This window comes from Delftia lacustris, assembly GCF_040267515.1.
Lineage (GTDB): Bacteria > Pseudomonadota > Gammaproteobacteria > Burkholderiales > Burkholderiaceae_C > Comamonas > Comamonas tsuruhatensis.
In genome coordinates this window covers 5,577,089-5,594,682 of record NZ_CP141274.1, presented here as the reverse complement: position 1 = coordinate 5,594,682, position 17,594 = coordinate 5,577,089, and the positions used below count along the sequence as shown (strand labels likewise).

Below are 17,594 nucleotides of genomic sequence, written 5' to 3'. Positions count from 1 at the left end.
ATCTATTCAGTGCTTTTATTTTTGCACAAAGCAATAGCCCTGACAGCCTGCACTGACGCCCGTCGTTGACAAATGTCTTCAATTGGACAGGCCGAATGACTTTTAAACTGCGGCCCTTTTTCCGTTTTTCGAACGTTGGCCAGAGCGGCCGTTGGGTATTTCATGCAGCAGCAACATGCTTGGGAGTTTTTTCGCGCCGGTGGAGTGGACCAGGTGGTCATCCGCACCGGGCAGGACATTGCGCACATCGGCGAGCTGGACCAGAAGCTGTGGGTGGCCCTGGCCTGCCCCACGCGCGGCATCGAGTTCGACAGCGACACGCTGGACCTGATCGACGAAGACAAGGACGGCCGCATCCGCCCGCCCGAACTGATCGCCGCCTGCCAATGGGCCGTGGCGCGCGTGCGTGACCCCCAGGTGCTGGCCGATGGCGGCGACGTGCTGCAACTGTCCAGCCTGGAGCGCGACAGCGAGCAGGGCGCCTTGCTGCATGCCGAGGCCGAGCGCATGCTGGCCCTGTCCGGTCAGGCCGGCGGCGCCGCGCTGAGTCTGGCCCAGGTGCGCGAGCGCCTGGCCTCCCTGGCGGCCATGCGCTTCAATGGCGACGGCATCGTCAGCCCCGCCACGGCCGAGGGCGACAAGGCACTGGCCGAGCTGATCGAACGCATTGGCAAGGCCTACGGCACCGCTGCCGGCGCCGACGGCGTGGCCGGCATCGCGCGCCAGCAGGCAGAGGCCTTCTATGCGGACCTGCGCGCACTGCGCGACTGGCATGCGGGCGCCGAGGCCCTGGGCTGCGGCATTGCCGAGCGCGACCAGGCCCTGGCCGCCGCCCGCGCCGTGGACGCGGTGCAGGCCAAGGTGGACGACTTCTTCGCACGCACACGCCTGGCCGCCTTCGACACGCGTGCGCAGGACCCGCTCAACCCCTCCGTGGAGGGCTATGCCGCCCTGGGCCGCGAAGTGCTGGACAGCGGCGCCCAGGCCATTGCCGCGCTGCCGCTGGCCGCCGTGGCGGCCGATCGCGCGCTGCCGCTGACGCAGGGGGTCAACCCCGCATGGGCCGGCGCGCTGCAGGCCCTGCGCGAGCAGGCCGTGCAGCCCGTGCTGGGCGAAGACCTGCAGGAGATCACCGCCGCGCAGTGGGAGCAGGTCAAGGCCGCCCTGCAGCCCTGCCGCCAATGGCTGGCGGCCCGGCCCGCCACGCCGCTCGATGCCCTGTCTCAACAGGAGGTGCAGGCGCTGCTGGACGGCGGCCAGGAAGCCGCGCTGCTGGACCTCATCGCCCAGGACGAGTCCGAGAAGGAACACAGCCTGCAGGCCGTGGCGCTGGAAAAGCTCATCCGCCTGCAGCGCGACCTGCTGGCGCTGCTCAACAACTTCGTCTCGTTCAGCCTCTTTTACCGGCGCGAGGGCGCGGCCTTCCAGGCCGGCACGCTCTACCTGGATGCCCGCAGCTGCGACCTGACCGTGGAAGTGAGCGACACGGCTGCCCATGCCGCGCTGGCCGGCCGCGCCAAGACCTGCCTGGCCTACTGCGAGCTCCGGCGCGAGGGCAAGAAGAAAGCCATCGTCGCGGCCTTCACGGCGGGCGATGTGGACTTTCTCTTCGTGGGCCGCAACGGCGTGTTCTATGACCGCGCAGGCAACGACTGGGACGCCACCATCGTCAAGCTCATCGAGAACCCCACCAGCATCGGCCAGGCCTTCTTCCTGCCCTACAAGAAATTCCTGCGCATGGTGGAGGAACAGGTGGCCAAGCGCGCCTCGGCCAAGGAGGAGGGCGTGACCGCCAGCCTGGGCACGCAGGCCGGCCAGCTGGTCACGGCGCCCGGCACCGCAGCGGCCAGCGCCGCCACAGCCACGGCGGCCGCCGCCCCGCGCAAGACCGATGTGGGCACCGTGGCCGCCCTGGGCGTGGCCCTGGGCTCCATCAGCGCCGTGCTGGTGGGCATCTTCGGCAAGTTCATCGACCTGGGGCCCTGGATTCCCGTGGCCCTGGTCGGCCTCATTGCCGCCATCTCCGGGCCCAGCATGATGATTGCCTGGCTCAAGCTGCGCCAGCGCAGCCTGGGTCCCATCCTGGACGCCAGCGGCTGGGCCATCAACGGCCGCATGCGCATCAACCTGCCGCTGGGCCGCAGCCTGTCGCAGACCGCCAAGGTGCCGGTGGGCGCACGGCGCACGGCGGGCGACCCCTATGCGGAAGGCAACGGCCTGCGCAACACCCTGGTGGCGCTGGCCGTGGTGGCCTTGCTGGCACTGATGGCCTGGCGCCTGCACTGGGTCGATGGCCTGCTGCCCGCCGGCTGGCAGTATGGCGCGGCACCGGCCGCTGTGCCGGCTGCGCCAGAGTCCGCACCTGCGCCTGCGCCAGCAGCGGCAGCGGCCCCAGCACCGGCACCGGCACCTGCAGCGGCGGCTCAGTAAGTCGATGCCAAGGGGCGAGCAAGCCACTTGCCCCGCCCCGGTCGGGAAACCTCAAGGCGCGACAATAGCGCCATGACCACCCCCACCCACGTACAACGCAGTGCCGTGCCCCTGAGCACGCACGACACCACCCGCATCGACGACCTGCGCATCAAGGCCGTGCGCCCCCTGATCACCCCGGCCCTGCTGCAGGAATGGCTGCCCGCGCCCGAAGCCGCGCAGCAACTGGTGGAAACCAGCCGCGCCGCCATCTCGGACGTGCTGCAGGGCCGGGACGACCGGCTCATCGTCGTCGTCGGACCCTGCTCCATCCACGACCACGACCAGGCCATGGACTATGCGCGCCAGCTCAAGGCCCAGGCCGACGCCCTGGCCGGCGAGCTGCTCGTGGTCATGCGCGTCTACTTCGAGAAGCCCCGCACCACCGTGGGCTGGAAGGGCTACATCAACGACCCGCACCTGGACGGCAGCTTCGCCATCAACGAAGGCCTGGAAATGGCCCGCGCCCTGCTGCTGGACGTGCTGGCCCTGGGCCTGCCCGTGGGCACGGAATTCCTGGACCTGCTGTCGCCGCAATTCATCAGCGACCTGGTCAGCTGGGGCGCCATCGGCGCGCGCACCACGGAAAGCCAGAGCCACCGCCAGCTGGCCAGCGGCCTGTCCTGCCCCGTGGGCTTCAAGAACGGCACGGACGGCGGCGTCAAGGTGGCCAGCGATGCCATCCAGGCGGCCAGCGCGCCCCACGCCTTCATGGGCATGACCAAGATGGGCCAGTCCGCCATCTTCGAGACCCGCGGCAATGGCGACTGCCACGTCATCCTGCGCGGCGGCAAGCAGCCCAACTACGGCGCCGAGCATGTGCAGGCCGCCTGCGCCCTGCTGGAAGGTGCGGGCCTGCGCCCGCAGGTCATGATCGATGTCTCCCACGCCAACAGCAGCAAGCAGCACCGCCGCCAGATCGACGTGGCGGCCGACGTGGCCCAGCAGATCGCCGGTGGCGATGCCCGCATCACGGGGCTGATGATCGAAAGCCACCTGCAGGAAGGGCGGCAGGACATCGTGGACGGCCAGCCGCTGGCGCATGGCGTGTCCGTGACCGATGCCTGCATCAGCCTGGAGCAGACTGTGCCTGTGCTGGAGCAGCTGGCTGCGGCGGTGAAGGCGCGGCGGGCGAAGCTGCGGGGGTGAGTTGACTGGCCGGGTCTGTTTTGGGCCCGCGTCAGGCAATGGGGCAGTCCTGTCCTTCGGCAGGACTGCAATGCTGCAACCGCTACAGCGCAGTGGCGTGCATACAGGTCGCCGATGTAAAGACAGGGTCGGCAGACTGCGAGATCTCATTCAGATGCTGGGGCAGCGCATGCCCGCATCACGCTTTTCAGACCAGTCCGATTGCGTCATGCATTTTCGCATTGAATGATTGATTTTTATATCGGCTCAAGAGATTTTCTATTGTTACATCCAGTGTATCTCAAGGATTGCGCCGATATGTTTGTCCATATTCCGCAGTGACAGGGATGGCGGGCAATGAATAATGAATGGCGGCTTCAACGTAACCCAGGATCTTCATTTCAAAGAATTCGGGTCATATATCATGGGTTTTGATTCTGCGGAGGAGGGATAGGTATGAGGCCTGGTGATGCAAAGCGGGTATTTGACCTCGTAGTTAGGCGCTCCGCCCCGCCGCTTGCCTCCATGGTCACCATTTTTGCCATTAGTTTCCATAGCCCTGCTCTTGTTGCCCAATTCAGCATAGCTCTTTCCTTTGCTTCACTTTTCTTTGTATTGCCGGCGAGTATTGGCGCCATCTTCTTTTCGGAAATGGCTGCCAGCAAAGATAAGGAGCAGTCAGACTCACTCATCAGTTTGCTGCTTTGGCTTGTCCTCCTATACACCGGGTTTTGTTTTATTCTGGTGTATTGGCTTCCTGTTATCTCGAAAACCCTGATATCCGGTTTGCCAGAGGAACTATTAAATGGGGCCGTATCGCAGGCAAGATTGATAATTCTGTGTATTCCATTCTTCGGAATCATCAATGTATGTAGCTGCGTTCTTGAGTCAAGATCACATACTGCCATCGTTGCAAAATTCAGAATGTGGCAGGTTTTTTTCCATGCAGCCTGTGTGATTGTTGTGCTGGTGCTGCTTGGGAGGAATGAGTGGATGAGTGATGACTCGGTCGCTCTTGCCTATCTGTTCAGTGACATCATTTTTTCCATTGCCGCATATGCTTTGATGCGGAAATACTGTCAATTCAGATTTTCATTCAATTTTCGTGGATTGCCTGGCAGAAGAATATTTTCCGTTTTGATTCCTGGTTATGCCAATTCTTTCTTTGGAAAATATCTGCTCTATATATTGTCAATGTCTGTTGCAGGGCTGGGTGCAATGTATTCTGCAATTCAATCCCAAGCTTCTGTCATATTGCTTTTGGCAGAACTGCCTGCCATGGGAGTCTGTGCTCTTCTGGCGATGGAGATATCAAAAAATCGTGGAAGATGGGCAGTGCAATTTCAGTTCATCAAAGATTCTTCTTCATTGATGATTTATTGTGCCATTATTCCGGCTGTTGCATTGTTTGTATTCATGCTGTTCTATGAAATATCGATGGCCAATGGTTATCAAATTGTCGGGGAGGGGTTCCTTTCCTTGGTGTGCAAAGGAATTACGGATGTGGGGTTTTTCTATGCGGCAGCAATTTCTGGTGGGCTAGGTCTTTATTGGTCGTCAAGAATCATTTTTTGGGTTGTTTACGCATTGGTGTTTTTTGCCCCGATGTCATTGTGGTTTCATGGCTCCAGTTATTCCATGATCAATTATGTTTTCTCATTTTCTTCTCTCCTGTCCGGTGCGCTGTTGGTCCTGCTTATCCGCAACAGGCGAGATTCCCTATCCGAAGAGAAGATTGGCTTGAAGCAGAGCCTGTAGCAGTGGTGGCCCTAGGCGAGGTGATCTGTCCTTCGGCAACCCCGCAACCGCCACGACGCAGGCGCTGACATACGGGGTGGGGAGGCGGCGGGGGCGCCCTCAGGCCCGCACGGGCCTGGGCTCCAGATTGCGCGCCGTGCCCAGCCAGGTCGCGCAATGCGTTTCATGACCATCCTCGGCCACCGCGAACAGGTCGGCTGCGCAGATGCTGAGCACGCGGCCGGCATCCACCACGCGGCCGCGCGCCCGCAGGTGGGTGCCGCGTGCGGGGGCGAAGAGCTTCACGCTGCCGTCCACCGTGGCATTGGCCCAGCCGGCAGGCAGCAGTGAACCTGCGGCCGACACCGCCGCAAAGTCGCCCAGCGCAAAGACCGCCGTGGCCTGCAACTGGCCCGGCTGAAAGCACAGGGCATCGGCAATGGGCATCTCCAGCTCGGTGGCTCCGGGCTCGGCACGCACGAAGCGCAGGCCCAGGGTGCGCGCCATGGGCATGGCCAGCACGGCGTTCTGCAGCGCCTGGGTGGATGGGGTGGGGTGGGTGGTCGGCTCAGTCATGGCTTGTCTCCTTCGTGGTGGGTGAAGCGGCACGGCGCACGCGCGGCCAGGGCGCGGCGGGTTTGTCGGGTGCGTTGGATGGGGCCGGTGCCGTCTGCGCCAGATCCCGCTCGGCCTGGCGGGCGCGCAGCCACTGCACATGGTCCAGGGCCTGGGCGCGCTGGGCCTGCAGCGCGGCGATCTGTTCGTCTATCTCCTGCACGCGCTGCTGCACGGCATCGGCCAGGTCACCGGGGCCTATGCGCCCCGCACGCCAGGCGCGCAGGTTCTCCGCAATGCGCGGCAGCCCGAACCCCAGCGCGCGGGACATGGCGATGAACACCACCTCGCGCCGGGCCGAGCGCGGATAGTCGCGGTAGCCATTGGGCAGGCGCCGGGGCTTGAGCAGGCCCGCGCGCTCGTAGTGCCGCAGCGCGTGGATGGAGACGCCCGTGAGCCGGGCGAGTTCGGAGATCAGCATGTGCCAAGGCTAGCAAGGCTCGTGCTGGGCTAGGGTTGGGAAGGGGACAGGTTTTTTTCTATCGCTGTCTCTTGCCAGTCGTCTTCAAGCCGGCTGCGCGGCAGGCCTCATCACGCGCGCCGTGAACCGGGCCATGAACTCGCGAGTGACAATGCGCCCGCCCAGGGCCGTCAGGTAGTTGGCGCAGCCGTGCACCACCGATGCGCGGTTGTCGTCGAAGGCTTTCAGCCCCAGGCGAACCACGTCTTCGCTGGATGCTTTTTTCCCGAAGGATGCGGCCTCGCCGGCGCGGGCGAAGAACGCCGTGTCGGTAGCGCCCGGGCACAACGCCAGCACGCGCACGCCGCGCGGCCGGTACTCGGCCCAGAGCGCTTCGCTGAACGAAAGGACAAAGGCCTTGGTCGCGGCGTAGACCGCCATGTACGGGACCGGCTGAAACGCTGCCGTGGAGGCGATGTTGATGACGCCGCCCTGGCGCTGCTCCAGTGCGGGGAGGCACAGGTGCGTCAATTCCACCAGGGCGCCCACATTCAGGTCGATGGCCTCCCGCTGTATGTCCAGCGCCAGTTCATCAAACCTGCCGTGGGTGCCGAAGCCGGCGTTGTTCACCAGCAGGTCCGGCAGCAGGCCCCTGGCGCTGACGGCCTCGAAGACCCGCCGGGCCGCCCCGGGTGCGGCCAGGTCCTCCACCAGGAATTCGGCGCCGGGCAATTCGCGGGCGAGCTTCTCGAGCCTGTCGCGGCTGCGCGCGATCAGCACGACTTTGGCGCCACGGCGGGCAAGCTCCCTGGCGAATACTTCACCGATGCCCATGGAGGCGCCGGTCACCAGGACGGTTTTCTGGGAGAAATCAAAAGGGGTTTTCATGCACTCGAGTATTGCGACGGGGGGCCCGCCTGGGAATGGGCAGCGCTGGTAAGCTGATTTGCATTCATGAAAAACCAACCGCCCACCACCTGGGATGACCTGCGCGTGCTCCTGGCGCTTCACCGCCACCAAAGCCTGCTGGCCGCAGGCGCTGCCCTGGGCCTGTCCACCTCCACCGTCGCGCGGCGCATCGAGGCGCTGGAGCAATCCCTGGGCCGCGCCCTGGTACACCGCAGCAGCGCAGGGACGACGGTCGAGCCCGATGCGATGGAACTGGTGGAGCTGGCCGAGCAATTCGAGCTGGGACTGGGCGGCATCAAGCGCGACGACCGGCCCGCTGAGAAGGCCCATGCGCTGACCGGCACCATCCGCGTCAGCATGGGCGAAGGCTTCGTGAAGCCGGTGACCGCCGTGCTCTCGCAGTTGAGAAGCGCGCACCCCGGGCTGCATATCGAAGTGGCCGTGGAGTCGCGCTTCACGGATGTCGGGCGGCGCGAAGTGGACGTCGCGCTCCGGGTCGGGCGCTCCAGCTCGGCCGTGGTGGTGGAGAAATGGGCGGGGCAACTGACGTTTGGCCTGTACGCCTCGCACGGCTATGTCGAGCAGCGCCTGCCGGGTCGCCGCCTGCGCGTGCAGGACTTCGCCAGCCACGACTTCGTGGGACAGGACCTGGCCACCGGCCGGCAGGACGCCTCCAACCTGTGGCTGGCCAGCCGGGGCGCCACCCGGTTCGTCTTTCGAGCCGCCTCCGACCTGGCCCGCCAGGAGGCCACGGAGCAAGGCCAGGGCATCTGCCTGCTGCCCGACGCCATGGCCCATGCCGTGCCCGGCCTGGCACGGCTGGAGGTGGATGCGCCACTGCCGTCCTGCCCGGTGTACCTGGCCTATCACCGCGACCGCCGCAACGTGCCGGGCGTGCGGGCAGTGATCGACGCGCTGGGCGTGGCGCTGGCCGAAGGGCTGCAGCCGCCCGCAGAAAAAGCCGAAGCGGCCAACCCTGCCGCGCAGTCATGACAGGCCCGGTCTTTCCTGCCCTTTCAAGGCGAGGGCGCGGCCGACGGACCCGGTGAGCAGCCAGGAGCATCGTTGGGCGTTGATCCCAACGAAACAAGAATGGGCAGTGGCTGGCGCGAAACGACCCGTTGTGGTCGTTCGTGCCTCGGCGCCTGCAACCGCTCAATCCTTGAGCAAGCGCGCCTTCACCGTTCGCCCCTTGATCTTTCCGCTATTGAGCCGGGCAACCACGTCATGCGCAATCTTGCGGTCCACGGCCACATAGGTTGCGAACTCGTTGATGTCGATCTTGCCCACTTGCTCGCGGGTGTAGCCCAGGTCTGCGGTGAGCGCGCCCAGCACATCGCCCGGGCGGATCTTGTCCTTGCGGCTGGCATTGATGTGGATGGTGGCCTTGGATGGCAGGAGCCGGCCGCCGGGAGTCGGCGTCAGCTCGTCCAGCGGATACCAGACGGATGGGCTGCCCTGCATCTGCTCGATGTTTCCGACCGCGCCCATTTCGTCCATCGTCGCAAGACTCAGGGCCAGGCCTTTCTGGCCGGCGCGGCCTGTGCGGCCGATGCGGTGCACGTGCACTTCAGGGTCGGGCGTGATGTCCACGTTGATGACGGCGCCCAGGTTGGTCACATCCAGCCCGCGAGCCGCCACATCGGTGGCGACCAGCACGGAGCAACTGCCGTTCACGAAGCGCACCAGCACCTGGTCACGGTCACGCTGCTCCAGATCGCCGTGCAGCTCCAGCGCGCTGTAGCCCTGGGCCTGCAGCAGCTCGGCAAGGGCCCGGCAGCGCGCCTTGGTATTGCAGAAGGCCAGCGTGCTCTCGGGCCGGAAATGCTCCAGCAGGCGAGCCACCGCAGGCAGCCGCTCTTCCTTGTCCACCTCGTACCAGCGCTGCTCGATCTGCTCGCCGCTGTGCTGCGCGGCGACCTTGACCGTGACCGGGTCACGCATGAAGCGCGCGGCCAGCTTGGCGATGCCTTCAGGGTAGGTTGCGGAGAACAGCAAGGTCTGGCGCTGCGGGGGGCACTGCTTGGCGACCTTGGCGATGTCATCGACGAAACCCATGTCGAGCATGCGATCTGCTTCGTCAAGCACCAAGGTGTTCAGCGAATCAAGGTTCAGATTGCCCCGGTCCAGGTGATCGATCACACGGCCGGGCGTGCCCACGACCACGTGCGCGCCGTTCTCAAGGCTCGCGTTCTGGCCGCGCAGCGGAACGCCGCCGGACAGGGTCACCACCTTGACGTTGTCTTCCGCACGCGCCAGGCGGCGAATCTCGGTCGTCACCTGATCGGCCAGCTCGCGGGTGGGGCAGAGCACCAGGCCTTGCACCGAGAAATTGCGCGTATCCAGCTTGGCCAGCAGCGCCAGGGCAAAGGCTGCGGTCTTGCCGCTGCCGGTCTTCGCCTGGGCGATCACATCCTTGCCTTCAAGCGCAGGGGGCAGGCTGGCGAGCTGAATCGCCGTCATTTCAAGGTAGCCGAGCCGCTCAAGATTGGCGAGCGTCGCAGGCGAAAGCGCAAGTTTGTCGAAGGAATGGGGGGAAGCCGAGGGTGCAGTCATGGCGGCATTTTAGTTTTGGCGCTCTCAGGGCCGGGGCGCGGCACGCTGGTCACTGAGAAAGAACAGGGGCTTGCTGGGCCATTGCCGGCATGTGCGAGAAGACGGCCAGCGGGGTGTTGACGGCATGGATGGCAAGAGGTCTGTCGTGGGGCTGCTGGCGTTGGCGTCGGCGGCGTCCTGGCTGCGCACGCTCGGATCAGTGCCCTTGGGCAGGTTTCGGAGCAGCAGCCCGTTGGTGTTCTTTCAGGGGCGGACACTCCAGTTCGGCCGTGGTGGTGGAGAAATAAGCGGGGCAACTGACGTTTGTCCTGTGCGCCTCTCACGGCGATGTCAAGCAGCGCCTGCGGGGCGTCACCCGATTCGTCTTTCGATAAGGCTCCGACCTGGCCCGCCAGGAGGCCACGTAGCAACGTCAGGGCATCTGCCGGCTGCCCGACGGGCTGCAGCCGCCAGCCGAGAAGACGAAAGCGGCCAATCCCATTGCTTAACCATGACAGGTCAGCTCTTTCCAGACCTTCCGATCGTGCGTGCCGATGAGCCTGGCGACGAAGCCGCCTTCGTTAAACTACGACGCATCTTCATAATAGAAGCAAATCTCTATTTCGGCTTCATGCTCGGCGAGTAGGGCCGAAGTTTCGCTTGTGATAAATGGACCGCCTCCCGTCCCATTTCCGCCCCAGAAGACTGAGAAATAATATTTATAGCCCATTGATTTCAAATCGCCAAGGCGTCTTTCATTATTCAGGCAGCTTAGCAAGGATTTAATATGATCCTCTATGCTTGTACTGTGAACCTTACCGTTCGTTTCTAAAACCCATCCATACCTAGGCAGATCGGGTCGCCTTCGGATTCCAGCTGCGTCTAGTCGTTTTCGTGTCTGGCGTCGCTCTGGAGATTCTTCATCTGTAAAATCGAAATTCTCCAGTGAAGATTGCAGAAATACTTCGGAAGTAAGTTCCGAGCGGTCATCGGAGCGAATAAATAACGTGCAATAACATGTCATTGAGGATAATCATCTATTAGATGGTTGATGGATGATATTCTCCTATTTCGGCGCAAAAAGAGCAGGCAATCCATTGATCCAGGGAACTTCGGAGTCGTCATCGCTTTCGAGTGCATCAAGTTCTTCCAAGGTGAGCCAAACCCCATGCGGGTCTACCCAATATCGTTGACCGTTGGTTAAGGTGACAGCCTTTGAGATTGCTCGCAAATTACCTCTCAAAAGTAGTTCCGTAGGAACGACTTTAGTCATAAAAACAGTGTGCTCCGGTGTCTGCGCTTCTGTCGCGAGTTGCAGCGCATGTGTACGAGCGCCGTCAGGCGCTTGGCACAACGCAATCCGATATTCCTGCAATTGGTCGATACTGGCTGGAGACCACATTTTGTATTCCTCAAATGAATTAAGGATGGATTGGCTCGGGAAACGCGTGCCGATCCATCAGGGCGGGGTACGACGCAGAAAAGCTCCACTCTTCATCACTGACGTCGGTTGGATAGGGCTTGAGGGCACCGCCGAACTCTACTCGCCTACCAGTGGCGGCGAACCAAAGCTCATGACACGCTATAGATCCCTGACAGAACCGCCTCAAGCGCCGTACCTGCGTGCTGGCCTGCGCCGCGACGTTACCGGCAGGGCGCCGCAAAACCTTCTCTGGCAACCCGTTGCAGATGAGCAACTAATACATGAGTTAAGCCACGAAGCGGTGTGGGATTGAATGATTACTTAAATTCCAGCGGTCCACACTTTTGCATGCCTTATCTTCTCCAATAATTCCTCGTACTGCGGGGATTTTGTGGCTAGATCTTCGATAAGGAGGATCGCTTCTTGCTCGATACGCCTCCCGCGTCGAAGGAAGGCCGCATCTTCCCCGGTTTCATATGATGATCCGTAGCAGAGACGACCGAGAAAGCGCTCGAAGAAAAAAGGGATGCATCTATCATCGAAATCTTTGAGATCAACATAGTAAGTGCTCCCTTGAGGACCAGAATCTCGATATCGGCCATGAGCAGCGACTCGCACTGGATGGGTTGGGGCGAACGGCCAGTCGTCTAGCTCTGGAAAGCAAGGAATGGATGTGTCGAGGCTCATAGGATTAACTGGATTTAGACGGCAGCATAATCGAGATTGACGTTCGGATGTTTGACGTTTGTGCTAAACGGATGCCTCTGAATAAAAGATGTCCGCCCTTATGGAGGCTTGGTGACCAACATGAAGGTCAGCAGCAGGCTGCGCAAGACGTACCCCGGGATCTTCAGCGACGAAGACCTGGTCAAGCGCGTCGAGCGCGCGGTCTTCAAGGCCTTTGAGCTGCTGTCCGGCGATGACGATGAGGTGGTGCCGCGCCTGGATGTGGTGGCTCGATGAATTCCTGAAGGCTCGTGTCAATTCGGTTTCCGGATCTCTGGATGCAATTTGCTTAGCAGCCAATTGCTGCTGCTTCATGGCCAGCAATCGTCCGCCTTTGGCTCTTTTGTACGGGGATGGTGAGCTGCCGGTTTTGGCCGAACTCGACCGGCCAGAAGGAAAGAGCAGGAACACACCGATTCTGCGATCGCTTCAGCACAATACCGGAAGCGCACTCAATGGCCCCCTGAACATGCCAAGAAGACACCGGTCGCTACAAGGAGGATGCTGACAAGTGCTATGCCTGCCCACCAGATGCGCGAATCACGCTTTGCGCATTTTTGGCATACACGTGCTGAAGTGGCCGAACCGGGACCTCCAGCTACACAAATAAAAACGGATTGCATAGGACCCAAGTTTGCGCCGCAACGAAAGCAATTCCAGGAGGAGATGATCTTCCTTGCTTTCCGGTAATTCCAACGGTCCCAGACGAAAACCCCTAAGAACACTACAGCAACGAGTGCAAAAAAGAGGAGATCTTTATTCATGATGCCGGGAGATGGTGGTGAAGATCAGGTTTTAGTCGCATACTGTACTTTGCAAGCGCGCCTATTTTTACTTAACGACAAGGTGGCCGAGCAGACTGTCAATTTCTTCGTCTGTATGACCCTTGCCGTATCCTGCCATATCCCAGTGCCAAAGGGCTTGGACTTCGGGTATTGCAATGTTCTGAAATATGTCTGCCGCAACCCATGCAACATCAGTGCGTTCGAGCTGAAAGCGCCGTGCAATAGCTCGCAATGCCACTGAAGGCCGACCTGCTGTTAGCTCCGAGCGGGCGGTGGCAAGAATATCTGACGTCACTTCGAACATATGGGTCTTAGGATACTCGGGCTGAAGGCTGACCGGCTGCTTCTGGTGGTGGATTCAACCGGTCAACGCAACACACTCATCAAACATTTCAGCAGGTGTTCTGAACCCCAGCGTCTTCCTGGGACGCTGGTTCAACTGCCTTGCAATCGCATCCAAGCTCTCCTGTGAGTAGCCCGACAGATCCAGGCCTTTGGGAAGGTACTGCCTGAGTAACCCGTTCGTGTTCTCGTTGGTGCCCCGTTGCCATGGATGGTGCGGGTCGCAGAAGTAGACCTGGATGTCGGTCGCCAACGTGAAGCGCTTGTGCCCCGCCATTTCCGAGCCGCGATCCCAGGTCAAGGAGCGGTAGAGCTCATGCGGCAGGCTCCTGGCATGTCTGGCTAGGGCCGCAGCCACGGTGTACGAGTCTTTGTCCACCAGCTTGACCAGCATCACATAGCGCGTGTGTCGCTCCACCAAGGTCGCGATCTGGCTATGAGCATCGCCGAACAGCAAGTCTCCTTCCCAATGCCCTGGCACGGCCCGATCTTCTATACAGGCCGGACGTTCGCTGATGGGGACGGCACCGACGATTCGGCCATGGATACTGGTCTTTTGCGTGTAGTGCCGTGAACGACGCATGCCTCTGGTGCGCCGCAAATGCTCCAGAAGCTCCTTCTTCAAAGCGCCCCGCGTCTGGACAAAGAGCGTGCGATAGATGGCTTCGTGGGACACCTGCATGCTCCTTTGCTCTGGGTAGGTCCGTTTGAGCCAACCGGCGATCTGCTCAGGCGACCATCGATGCTGCAGTTTGCCAGCCACGATCTGCGCCAGGGCTGGATTGCTCGCCAGCTTGCAAGGCTTGGGGCGGTGCGCACGCTCCCAGGCTGCTTCATCGGCGCGCGCAGCCCTGTAGCAACTCTTGCCACCGTTGCGGTGAAGCTCACGGCTGACAGTGGATGCAGCTCGCCCCAAGCGCGCGGCAACGCAGTGTGGGCTGCTGCCGGTCTCGTTGACACCGACCTAAGCTTCTTGAGCTTGCTCGAACTGTACGGGACTGAGATATCCGAGCGTCGAATGCCGACGCGTCGGGTTGTAGAAGCACTCGATGTAATCGAACACATCTGAGCGGGCCTGGCCTCGTGTCCTGTACACCTTACGGGCCGTGCGCTCGGTCTTCAGAGAACTGAAGAAGCTCTCCATGGCCGAGTTGTCCCAGACCTCGCCAGCCCGACTCATGCTGCAAGTGATGCCCTGTTCGTCCAGCAGCCTCTGGAAGTGCTCGCTTGTGTATTGGCTACCCTGGTCCGAGTGGTGCAGCAGTGCCACTGGCCTGCCCCGGCGCCACACAGCCATCATCAGCGCGTCCACCACGAGCTGCGAGGTCATGCTCTCCTGCATCGACCAGCCCACGATTCGACGGGAGTACAGGTCCAGTACCGCAGCTACGTAAAGCCAGCCTTCTGCCGTCCAGATATAGGTGAAGTCGGCCACCCATTTCTGGTTCGGACCATCTGCCTGGAACTGACGGTCCAGCACGTTGTCAGCCACAGCACCACGCGCGCCACGGTCCTTGGGTAGTCCACGCCTTCGCGGTCTCGCACGCAGCGCCTGCTCCCGCATGAGCCGCTCAATACGATGCAGCCCACAGGTCTGGCCTTGCTCCAGCACGTCGTGCCACACACGGCGTGCGCCGTAGGTGCGGTCGCTGCGTACAAAGCTCTGATGCACTTGCGCACCCAGCACCTCGTCGCTGAGGCTACGCCGGCTCCTGGGTCGTGTGAGCCAGGCGTAGAAGCCGCCTCGCGAGACACCGAGCGCCTCGCACATCAGATTGACCGGCCAGGCCCCTCGGTGTTTCGCCACGAAGCCGAACTTCACATCGACTCCTTCGCGAAGTAGGCCGCGGCTTTTTTCAATATGTCGCGCTCCATCTTGAGCTTGGCCACTTCCTTGTGCAGCCGTGCTATCTCAGCATCCTGCGCCTTTTGTTTGCCGTTGCCAGGGAACGCCTCCTGAGGCTCCTGCCTCAGCTCACGCACCCACTTGCGCAGCACGTTCTCGTGAACGTCCAAGTCTTTGGCTGCCTGGGCCACAGACACGCCACGCTCAACGACCAGTTTGACCGCCTCGAGTTTGAACTCGCGACTGAATGTCCTTCTTCTCTCCATTAACCACCTCCGGTTTCATCTGCCACCTTAACAAGGTGTCATCGAAACCGGCAGCAGCCCAGTGGATGGATTCGCCCGCAGCCAATGCCCGCGAGATCTCCTCGCGCTCAGCGAGAGTCAGTGCCAATCGTGATCGATGGCGCGCTGGCGGGCGGATTCCGCCGGTTGCGGCCAGGATGTTCTGAATGGAGGTATGTGGCCGATCGAACAGCTTGCCGATCTGGTGCAGGGTATCGCCCTTGCTCCAGCGATCCCACATCATCGCCTTCTGTGCTTCGGTGTAGTAGATCCGAGGTCGTTGCTTCATGGCCAGCACTCCTTGCGCCAGGTGCAGTCATTGTGTTGCATCGACCGGTTGAATTCACAGTGGCTTGCCGTCGTCTGAGAAGAACAGCCTCCCTTCGAGATATCGATACGCAGCCAGCGATCTCTCGCCGCTTAATCCTGCCAACATGCCGTCATCGGGGCTGCAGTTGATTCGCCCCTGCCGCCCAGCCACCAACCCCAATACAGCTTTTTTCTCCTGCGCCCGACCGCAGCGAGCCAGCTTGCTCCACGCCAGGATCACTTCAGCAAGATCATCGTCCTCGCAGTCAAGGTAGGCAGTCGGCACGCCGAGGACTTGCGCAATCCGGTGAGAAATTTCCACGGGTGGCCGCCATCGTCGCATCCAAGCCGAAAACAATCATCGCACCTTGCCTTCCGTTCTACGAATTCCGTAGAGACGCCCCTCGCCGATTCAACGAGCATCGCAGGATGCCTCATCATCCCGATCCTTCAACGGCTGCTTCTGCCGCGCCTCGGCTCGACGACCTCGCCATTGACGCCGTCCTGCACATGGGCGCCGCGCTGGATGTGCTGGACCTGCTCGCTCGCCACAAGGTCACGGCCATCAATTGCGTGTGCCGCGATCTGCTGCGCATCTACTACGTGAAGGCCGATCAGGCGCAGTCGCTGGAGCCGCAGGACAAGGAATTGCTGGGCCTGCTGCACGACACGGCGGTGAATCTGGGCTATGCCATCGAGGTGGTGGACCATCTGAATGGGGATGAGGCCGATGACCCCATCCTCTATGCCGTGAGCTATCTGCTCAAGGCGGCCAAGCGGTTTGCGGATGAGGGCTTGTCTGCTGCGGTGTCGTGATGGGTGAGTGCGCGAACATGTTGCCTGCGCTTCACATGCAGGGAATCTGCGTGCGTTGGGAGGCTGCAGTTCGCCGGAGCCATGAATTCGTGCACTGTGGCGACGGAGTTTTGAACAGAGCCATGCTCGTCGCTGCAGGCTCGTACTGATTGGGCTTTTTTTGGCGACGCTAGAGGCTTGGCGTTGGCAACCGTTCCCTATGCAGCTACGCCTTATGTCGGCGCAGAACGGCGAAGCTGCGATGCCGAATCCGTTGGGAAATGTGCTTGTTTTCAGATACCCGGGCCAGCGCTTGAAGCACATCAGCGTTCACTGGTGCACCTTGCTCCAGCCATTCGATGGCCAGGCCCGGCCAGTAGTCGGAGGCTTCGTAGCCCAGGCCGGCCAGGACGATTTCAACGGGCGATGCACTGCCTGAATAGGCTTGCAGCGGGTGCTCCAGATGCAAAAGCAGGATGCGCGTGTCCATTGGGTTGAATTTCAAAGTTTTGCTGCGGGGCTGCATTCATTGAATCCAGTTGCCACGCCTGGCATGAGTGCGCGTCCATCCGTCATCGATCTTGCCGCCGTTGATCTCGCAGGAAGCTGGCGTCTGCGTCGTGCCCTGCACTCTGGCTCCCGTGTGGTTTGTCATGGAAACGGGGGCGGCAATCACGAGGGTCACCACCCGGCGATCCTTGGTGGCGCTCAGGTACGTGGCGCCCGGGGGCAGGCCGGCCTTTTTCTGGTACCAGTCAAGACACATGCGCGCTTCTTCCTCCAGCATGGAGGAGGGCGATACAGCCTGTGGTGCGGGGGCTGACGCGGGCTTGGTGGCGGGCTCGGTCGGCATCGCATCCCGCAAAGGCCTGGAGGATGCAGGGGGCGGGTCCAGTTGCATGGGCTTGGCGGTGGTGCCTTGCGGGCAAGGGGCATCCTGGTACCAGGTTTTTCCATCGCTAAGGCATTTCATGACGGCTTGGGCATCGGGGGCCAGGCCGGCTGCTGCCCCCATCCACAGCAGGCTTTTCAGCAGGGCGGTCTTGTTTCGGGTTGGCTTGAGGGCAGTGCGGATTGCAGGATTGCCGCCGCCAATGGATGCATGGGCCATTGAGTCTCCAATGAAGTGAACTGGCTGCTGCGAGCCTTTGCCCTCGGTATTGCCGATGCGCTGCGGGGCTGGAAATGACGGGTTTCCTGACTCTTTTTCGGCCCCGTGCAGCGGTTATACGTCAGCCACTTCAACCCACCAATTCACCTGCCGAGCCAGATTTCCTTGAGCAGGCCTTGT

At 61.6% G+C, this 17,594-nt stretch carries 16 protein-coding genes and 2 pseudogenes; 6 read left to right on the top strand and 12 right to left on the bottom strand.

Features of this window, described 5'->3' with window-relative positions; translation table 11 throughout:
- Nucleotides 1–162: 162 nt before the first annotated feature.
- The 3 genes from U6958_RS27075 (at nucleotide 163) to U6958_RS27065 (ending at nucleotide 5,355) form a co-directional block, all read left to right on the top strand.
- Complete coding sequence (locus tag U6958_RS27075) at nucleotides 163–2,430, top strand: hypothetical protein (RefSeq protein ID WP_074924140.1); 2,268 nt, start codon at nucleotides 163–165, stop codon at nucleotides 2,428–2,430.
- Nucleotides 2,431–2,502: 72 nt separating this feature from the next.
- A complete protein-coding gene (locus tag U6958_RS27070; RefSeq protein WP_043825515.1) occupies nucleotides 2,503–3,618 on the top strand; it encodes a 3-deoxy-7-phosphoheptulonate synthase in 1,116 nt (371 codons plus the stop codon).
- Between the two features lie 504 nt (nucleotides 3,619–4,122).
- Nucleotides 4,123–5,355 carry a multidrug transporter MatE gene (locus tag U6958_RS27065; protein WP_350337292.1) on the top strand — a complete coding sequence of 411 codons (1,233 nt, stop codon included), beginning with the start codon at nucleotides 4,123–4,125 and terminating at the stop codon, nucleotides 5,353–5,355.
- A 99-nt stretch (nucleotides 5,356–5,454) separates the two neighbouring features.
- Here U6958_RS27065 and U6958_RS27060 read toward each other — a convergent pair whose 3' ends face one another.
- From U6958_RS27060 to U6958_RS27050, 3 genes are all read right to left on the bottom strand, one after another.
- On the bottom strand, nucleotides 5,455–5,910 hold the full coding sequence (locus tag U6958_RS27060; RefSeq protein WP_016450324.1) for a PaaI family thioesterase: 456 nt from the start codon (nucleotides 5,908–5,910) through the stop codon (nucleotides 5,455–5,457).
- Nucleotides 5,903–6,370: a MerR family DNA-binding transcriptional regulator gene (locus U6958_RS27055; protein WP_074924135.1), complete on the bottom strand. Its 468-nt coding sequence runs from the start codon at nucleotides 6,368–6,370 to the stop codon at nucleotides 5,903–5,905. The genes U6958_RS27060 and U6958_RS27055 overlap by 8 nt, the downstream gene beginning before the upstream one ends.
- Before the next feature lie 84 nt (nucleotides 6,371–6,454).
- A complete protein-coding gene (locus U6958_RS27050) occupies nucleotides 6,455–7,237 on the bottom strand; it encodes an SDR family oxidoreductase (protein WP_016450326.1) in 783 nt (260 codons plus the stop codon).
- A gap of 66 nt (nucleotides 7,238–7,303) precedes the next feature.
- Here U6958_RS27050 and U6958_RS27045 point away from each other — a divergent pair, with 66 nt between their 5' ends.
- Entirely contained in the window at nucleotides 7,304–8,251 is a 948-nt protein-coding gene (locus U6958_RS27045) for a LysR family transcriptional regulator (protein ID WP_074924132.1), read from the top strand.
- Between the two features lie 162 nt (nucleotides 8,252–8,413).
- On the opposite strand, the gene dbpA is transcribed toward U6958_RS27045, so the two are convergent.
- Entirely contained in the window at nucleotides 8,414–9,814 is a 1,401-nt protein-coding gene (gene dbpA, locus U6958_RS27040; RefSeq protein ID WP_074924129.1) for an ATP-dependent RNA helicase DbpA, read from the bottom strand.
- 1,045 nt (nucleotides 9,815–10,859) lie between these two features.
- Nucleotides 10,860–11,195, bottom strand: coding sequence for a hypothetical protein (locus U6958_RS27030; protein ID WP_143044711.1), 336 nt, complete (start codon nucleotides 11,193–11,195; stop codon nucleotides 10,860–10,862).
- An 819-nt stretch (nucleotides 11,196–12,014) separates the two neighbouring features.
- Here U6958_RS27030 and U6958_RS27025 point away from each other — a divergent pair.
- A complete protein-coding gene (locus tag U6958_RS27025) occupies nucleotides 12,015–12,179 on the top strand; it encodes a hypothetical protein (RefSeq protein ID WP_350337290.1) in 165 nt (54 codons plus the stop codon).
- A gap of 594 nt (nucleotides 12,180–12,773) precedes the next feature.
- Here the strand turns inward: U6958_RS27025 and U6958_RS27020 are convergent.
- The 5 genes and pseudogenes from U6958_RS27020 to U6958_RS27000 form a co-directional block, all read right to left on the bottom strand.
- Entirely contained in the window at nucleotides 12,774–13,031 is a 258-nt protein-coding gene (locus U6958_RS27020; RefSeq protein WP_143044709.1) for a hypothetical protein, read from the bottom strand.
- Nucleotides 13,032–13,085: 54 nt separating this feature from the next.
- Nucleotides 13,086–13,997, bottom strand: a pseudogene (locus U6958_RS27015) (IS30 family transposase); the annotation flags it as partial.
- A gap of 36 nt (nucleotides 13,998–14,033) precedes the next feature.
- Nucleotides 14,034–15,181 (bottom strand): IS3 family transposase gene (locus tag U6958_RS27010; protein WP_089577556.1). Its coding sequence is split into 2 segments (ribosomal slippage): nucleotides 14,034–14,920 and nucleotides 14,920–15,181, totalling 1,149 coding nucleotides; the frame shifts between segments, so codons are not numbered across the junction.
- A 52-nt stretch (nucleotides 15,182–15,233) separates the two neighbouring features.
- Nucleotides 15,234–15,488: pseudogene (locus tag U6958_RS27005) on the bottom strand (IS30 family transposase); the annotation flags it as partial.
- Between the two features lie 54 nt (nucleotides 15,489–15,542).
- Nucleotides 15,543–15,830 (bottom strand): hypothetical protein, encoded by a 288-nt coding sequence (locus U6958_RS27000; protein WP_208607097.1) that lies wholly within the window; start codon nucleotides 15,828–15,830, stop codon nucleotides 15,543–15,545.
- 107 nt (nucleotides 15,831–15,937) lie between these two features.
- On the opposite strand from U6958_RS27000, the gene U6958_RS26995 reads away from it, so the two are divergent.
- Complete coding sequence (locus U6958_RS26995; protein WP_074924421.1) at nucleotides 15,938–16,324, top strand: hypothetical protein; 387 nt, start codon at nucleotides 15,938–15,940, stop codon at nucleotides 16,322–16,324.
- 205 nt (nucleotides 16,325–16,529) lie between these two features.
- Here the strand turns inward: U6958_RS26995 and U6958_RS26990 are convergent, their stop codons facing one another.
- Nucleotides 16,530–16,829 (bottom strand): hypothetical protein, encoded by a 300-nt coding sequence (locus U6958_RS26990; RefSeq protein WP_074924420.1) that lies wholly within the window; start codon nucleotides 16,827–16,829, stop codon nucleotides 16,530–16,532.
- Entirely contained in the window at nucleotides 16,830–17,414 is a 585-nt protein-coding gene (locus U6958_RS26985; RefSeq protein ID WP_046240533.1) for a DUF4124 domain-containing protein, read from the bottom strand.
- Nucleotides 17,415–17,594 lie beyond the last annotated feature (180 nt).

Excerpts from the sequence above, each read along its gene's own strand:
- U6958_RS27075 (WP_074924140.1), top strand. The coding sequence starts at position 163 with ATGCAGCAGCAACATGCTTGGGAGTTTTTTCGCGCCGGTGGAGTGGAC.
- U6958_RS27070 (WP_043825515.1), top strand. The coding sequence starts at position 2,503 with ATGACCACCCCCACCCACGTACAACGCAGTGCCGTGCCCCTGAGCACG.
- U6958_RS27065 (WP_350337292.1), top strand. The coding sequence starts at position 4,123 with ATGGTCACCATTTTTGCCATTAGTTTCCATAGCCCTGCTCTTGTTGCC.
- U6958_RS27060 (WP_016450324.1), bottom strand. The coding sequence starts at position 5,910 with ATGACTGAGCCGACCACCCACCCCACCCCATCCACCCAGGCGCTGCAG.
- U6958_RS27055 (WP_074924135.1), bottom strand. The coding sequence starts at position 6,370 with ATGCTGATCTCCGAACTCGCCCGGCTCACGGGCGTCTCCATCCACGCG.
- U6958_RS27050 (WP_016450326.1), bottom strand. The coding sequence starts at position 7,237 with ATGAAAACCCCTTTTGATTTCTCCCAGAAAACCGTCCTGGTGACCGGC.
- U6958_RS27045 (WP_074924132.1), top strand. The coding sequence starts at position 7,304 with ATGAAAAACCAACCGCCCACCACCTGGGATGACCTGCGCGTGCTCCTG.
- dbpA (WP_074924129.1), bottom strand. The coding sequence starts at position 9,814 with ATGACTGCACCCTCGGCTTCCCCCCATTCCTTCGACAAACTTGCGCTT.
- U6958_RS27030 (WP_143044711.1), bottom strand. The coding sequence starts at position 11,195 with ATGTGGTCTCCAGCCAGTATCGACCAATTGCAGGAATATCGGATTGCG.
- U6958_RS27020 (WP_143044709.1), bottom strand. The coding sequence starts at position 13,031 with ATGTTCGAAGTGACGTCAGATATTCTTGCCACCGCCCGCTCGGAGCTA.
- U6958_RS26995 (WP_074924421.1), top strand. The coding sequence starts at position 15,938 with ATGCCTCATCATCCCGATCCTTCAACGGCTGCTTCTGCCGCGCCTCGG.
- U6958_RS26990 (WP_074924420.1), bottom strand. The coding sequence starts at position 16,829 with ATGCAGCCCCGCAGCAAAACTTTGAAATTCAACCCAATGGACACGCGC.
- U6958_RS26985 (WP_046240533.1), bottom strand. The coding sequence starts at position 17,414 with ATGGCCCATGCATCCATTGGCGGCGGCAATCCTGCAATCCGCACTGCC.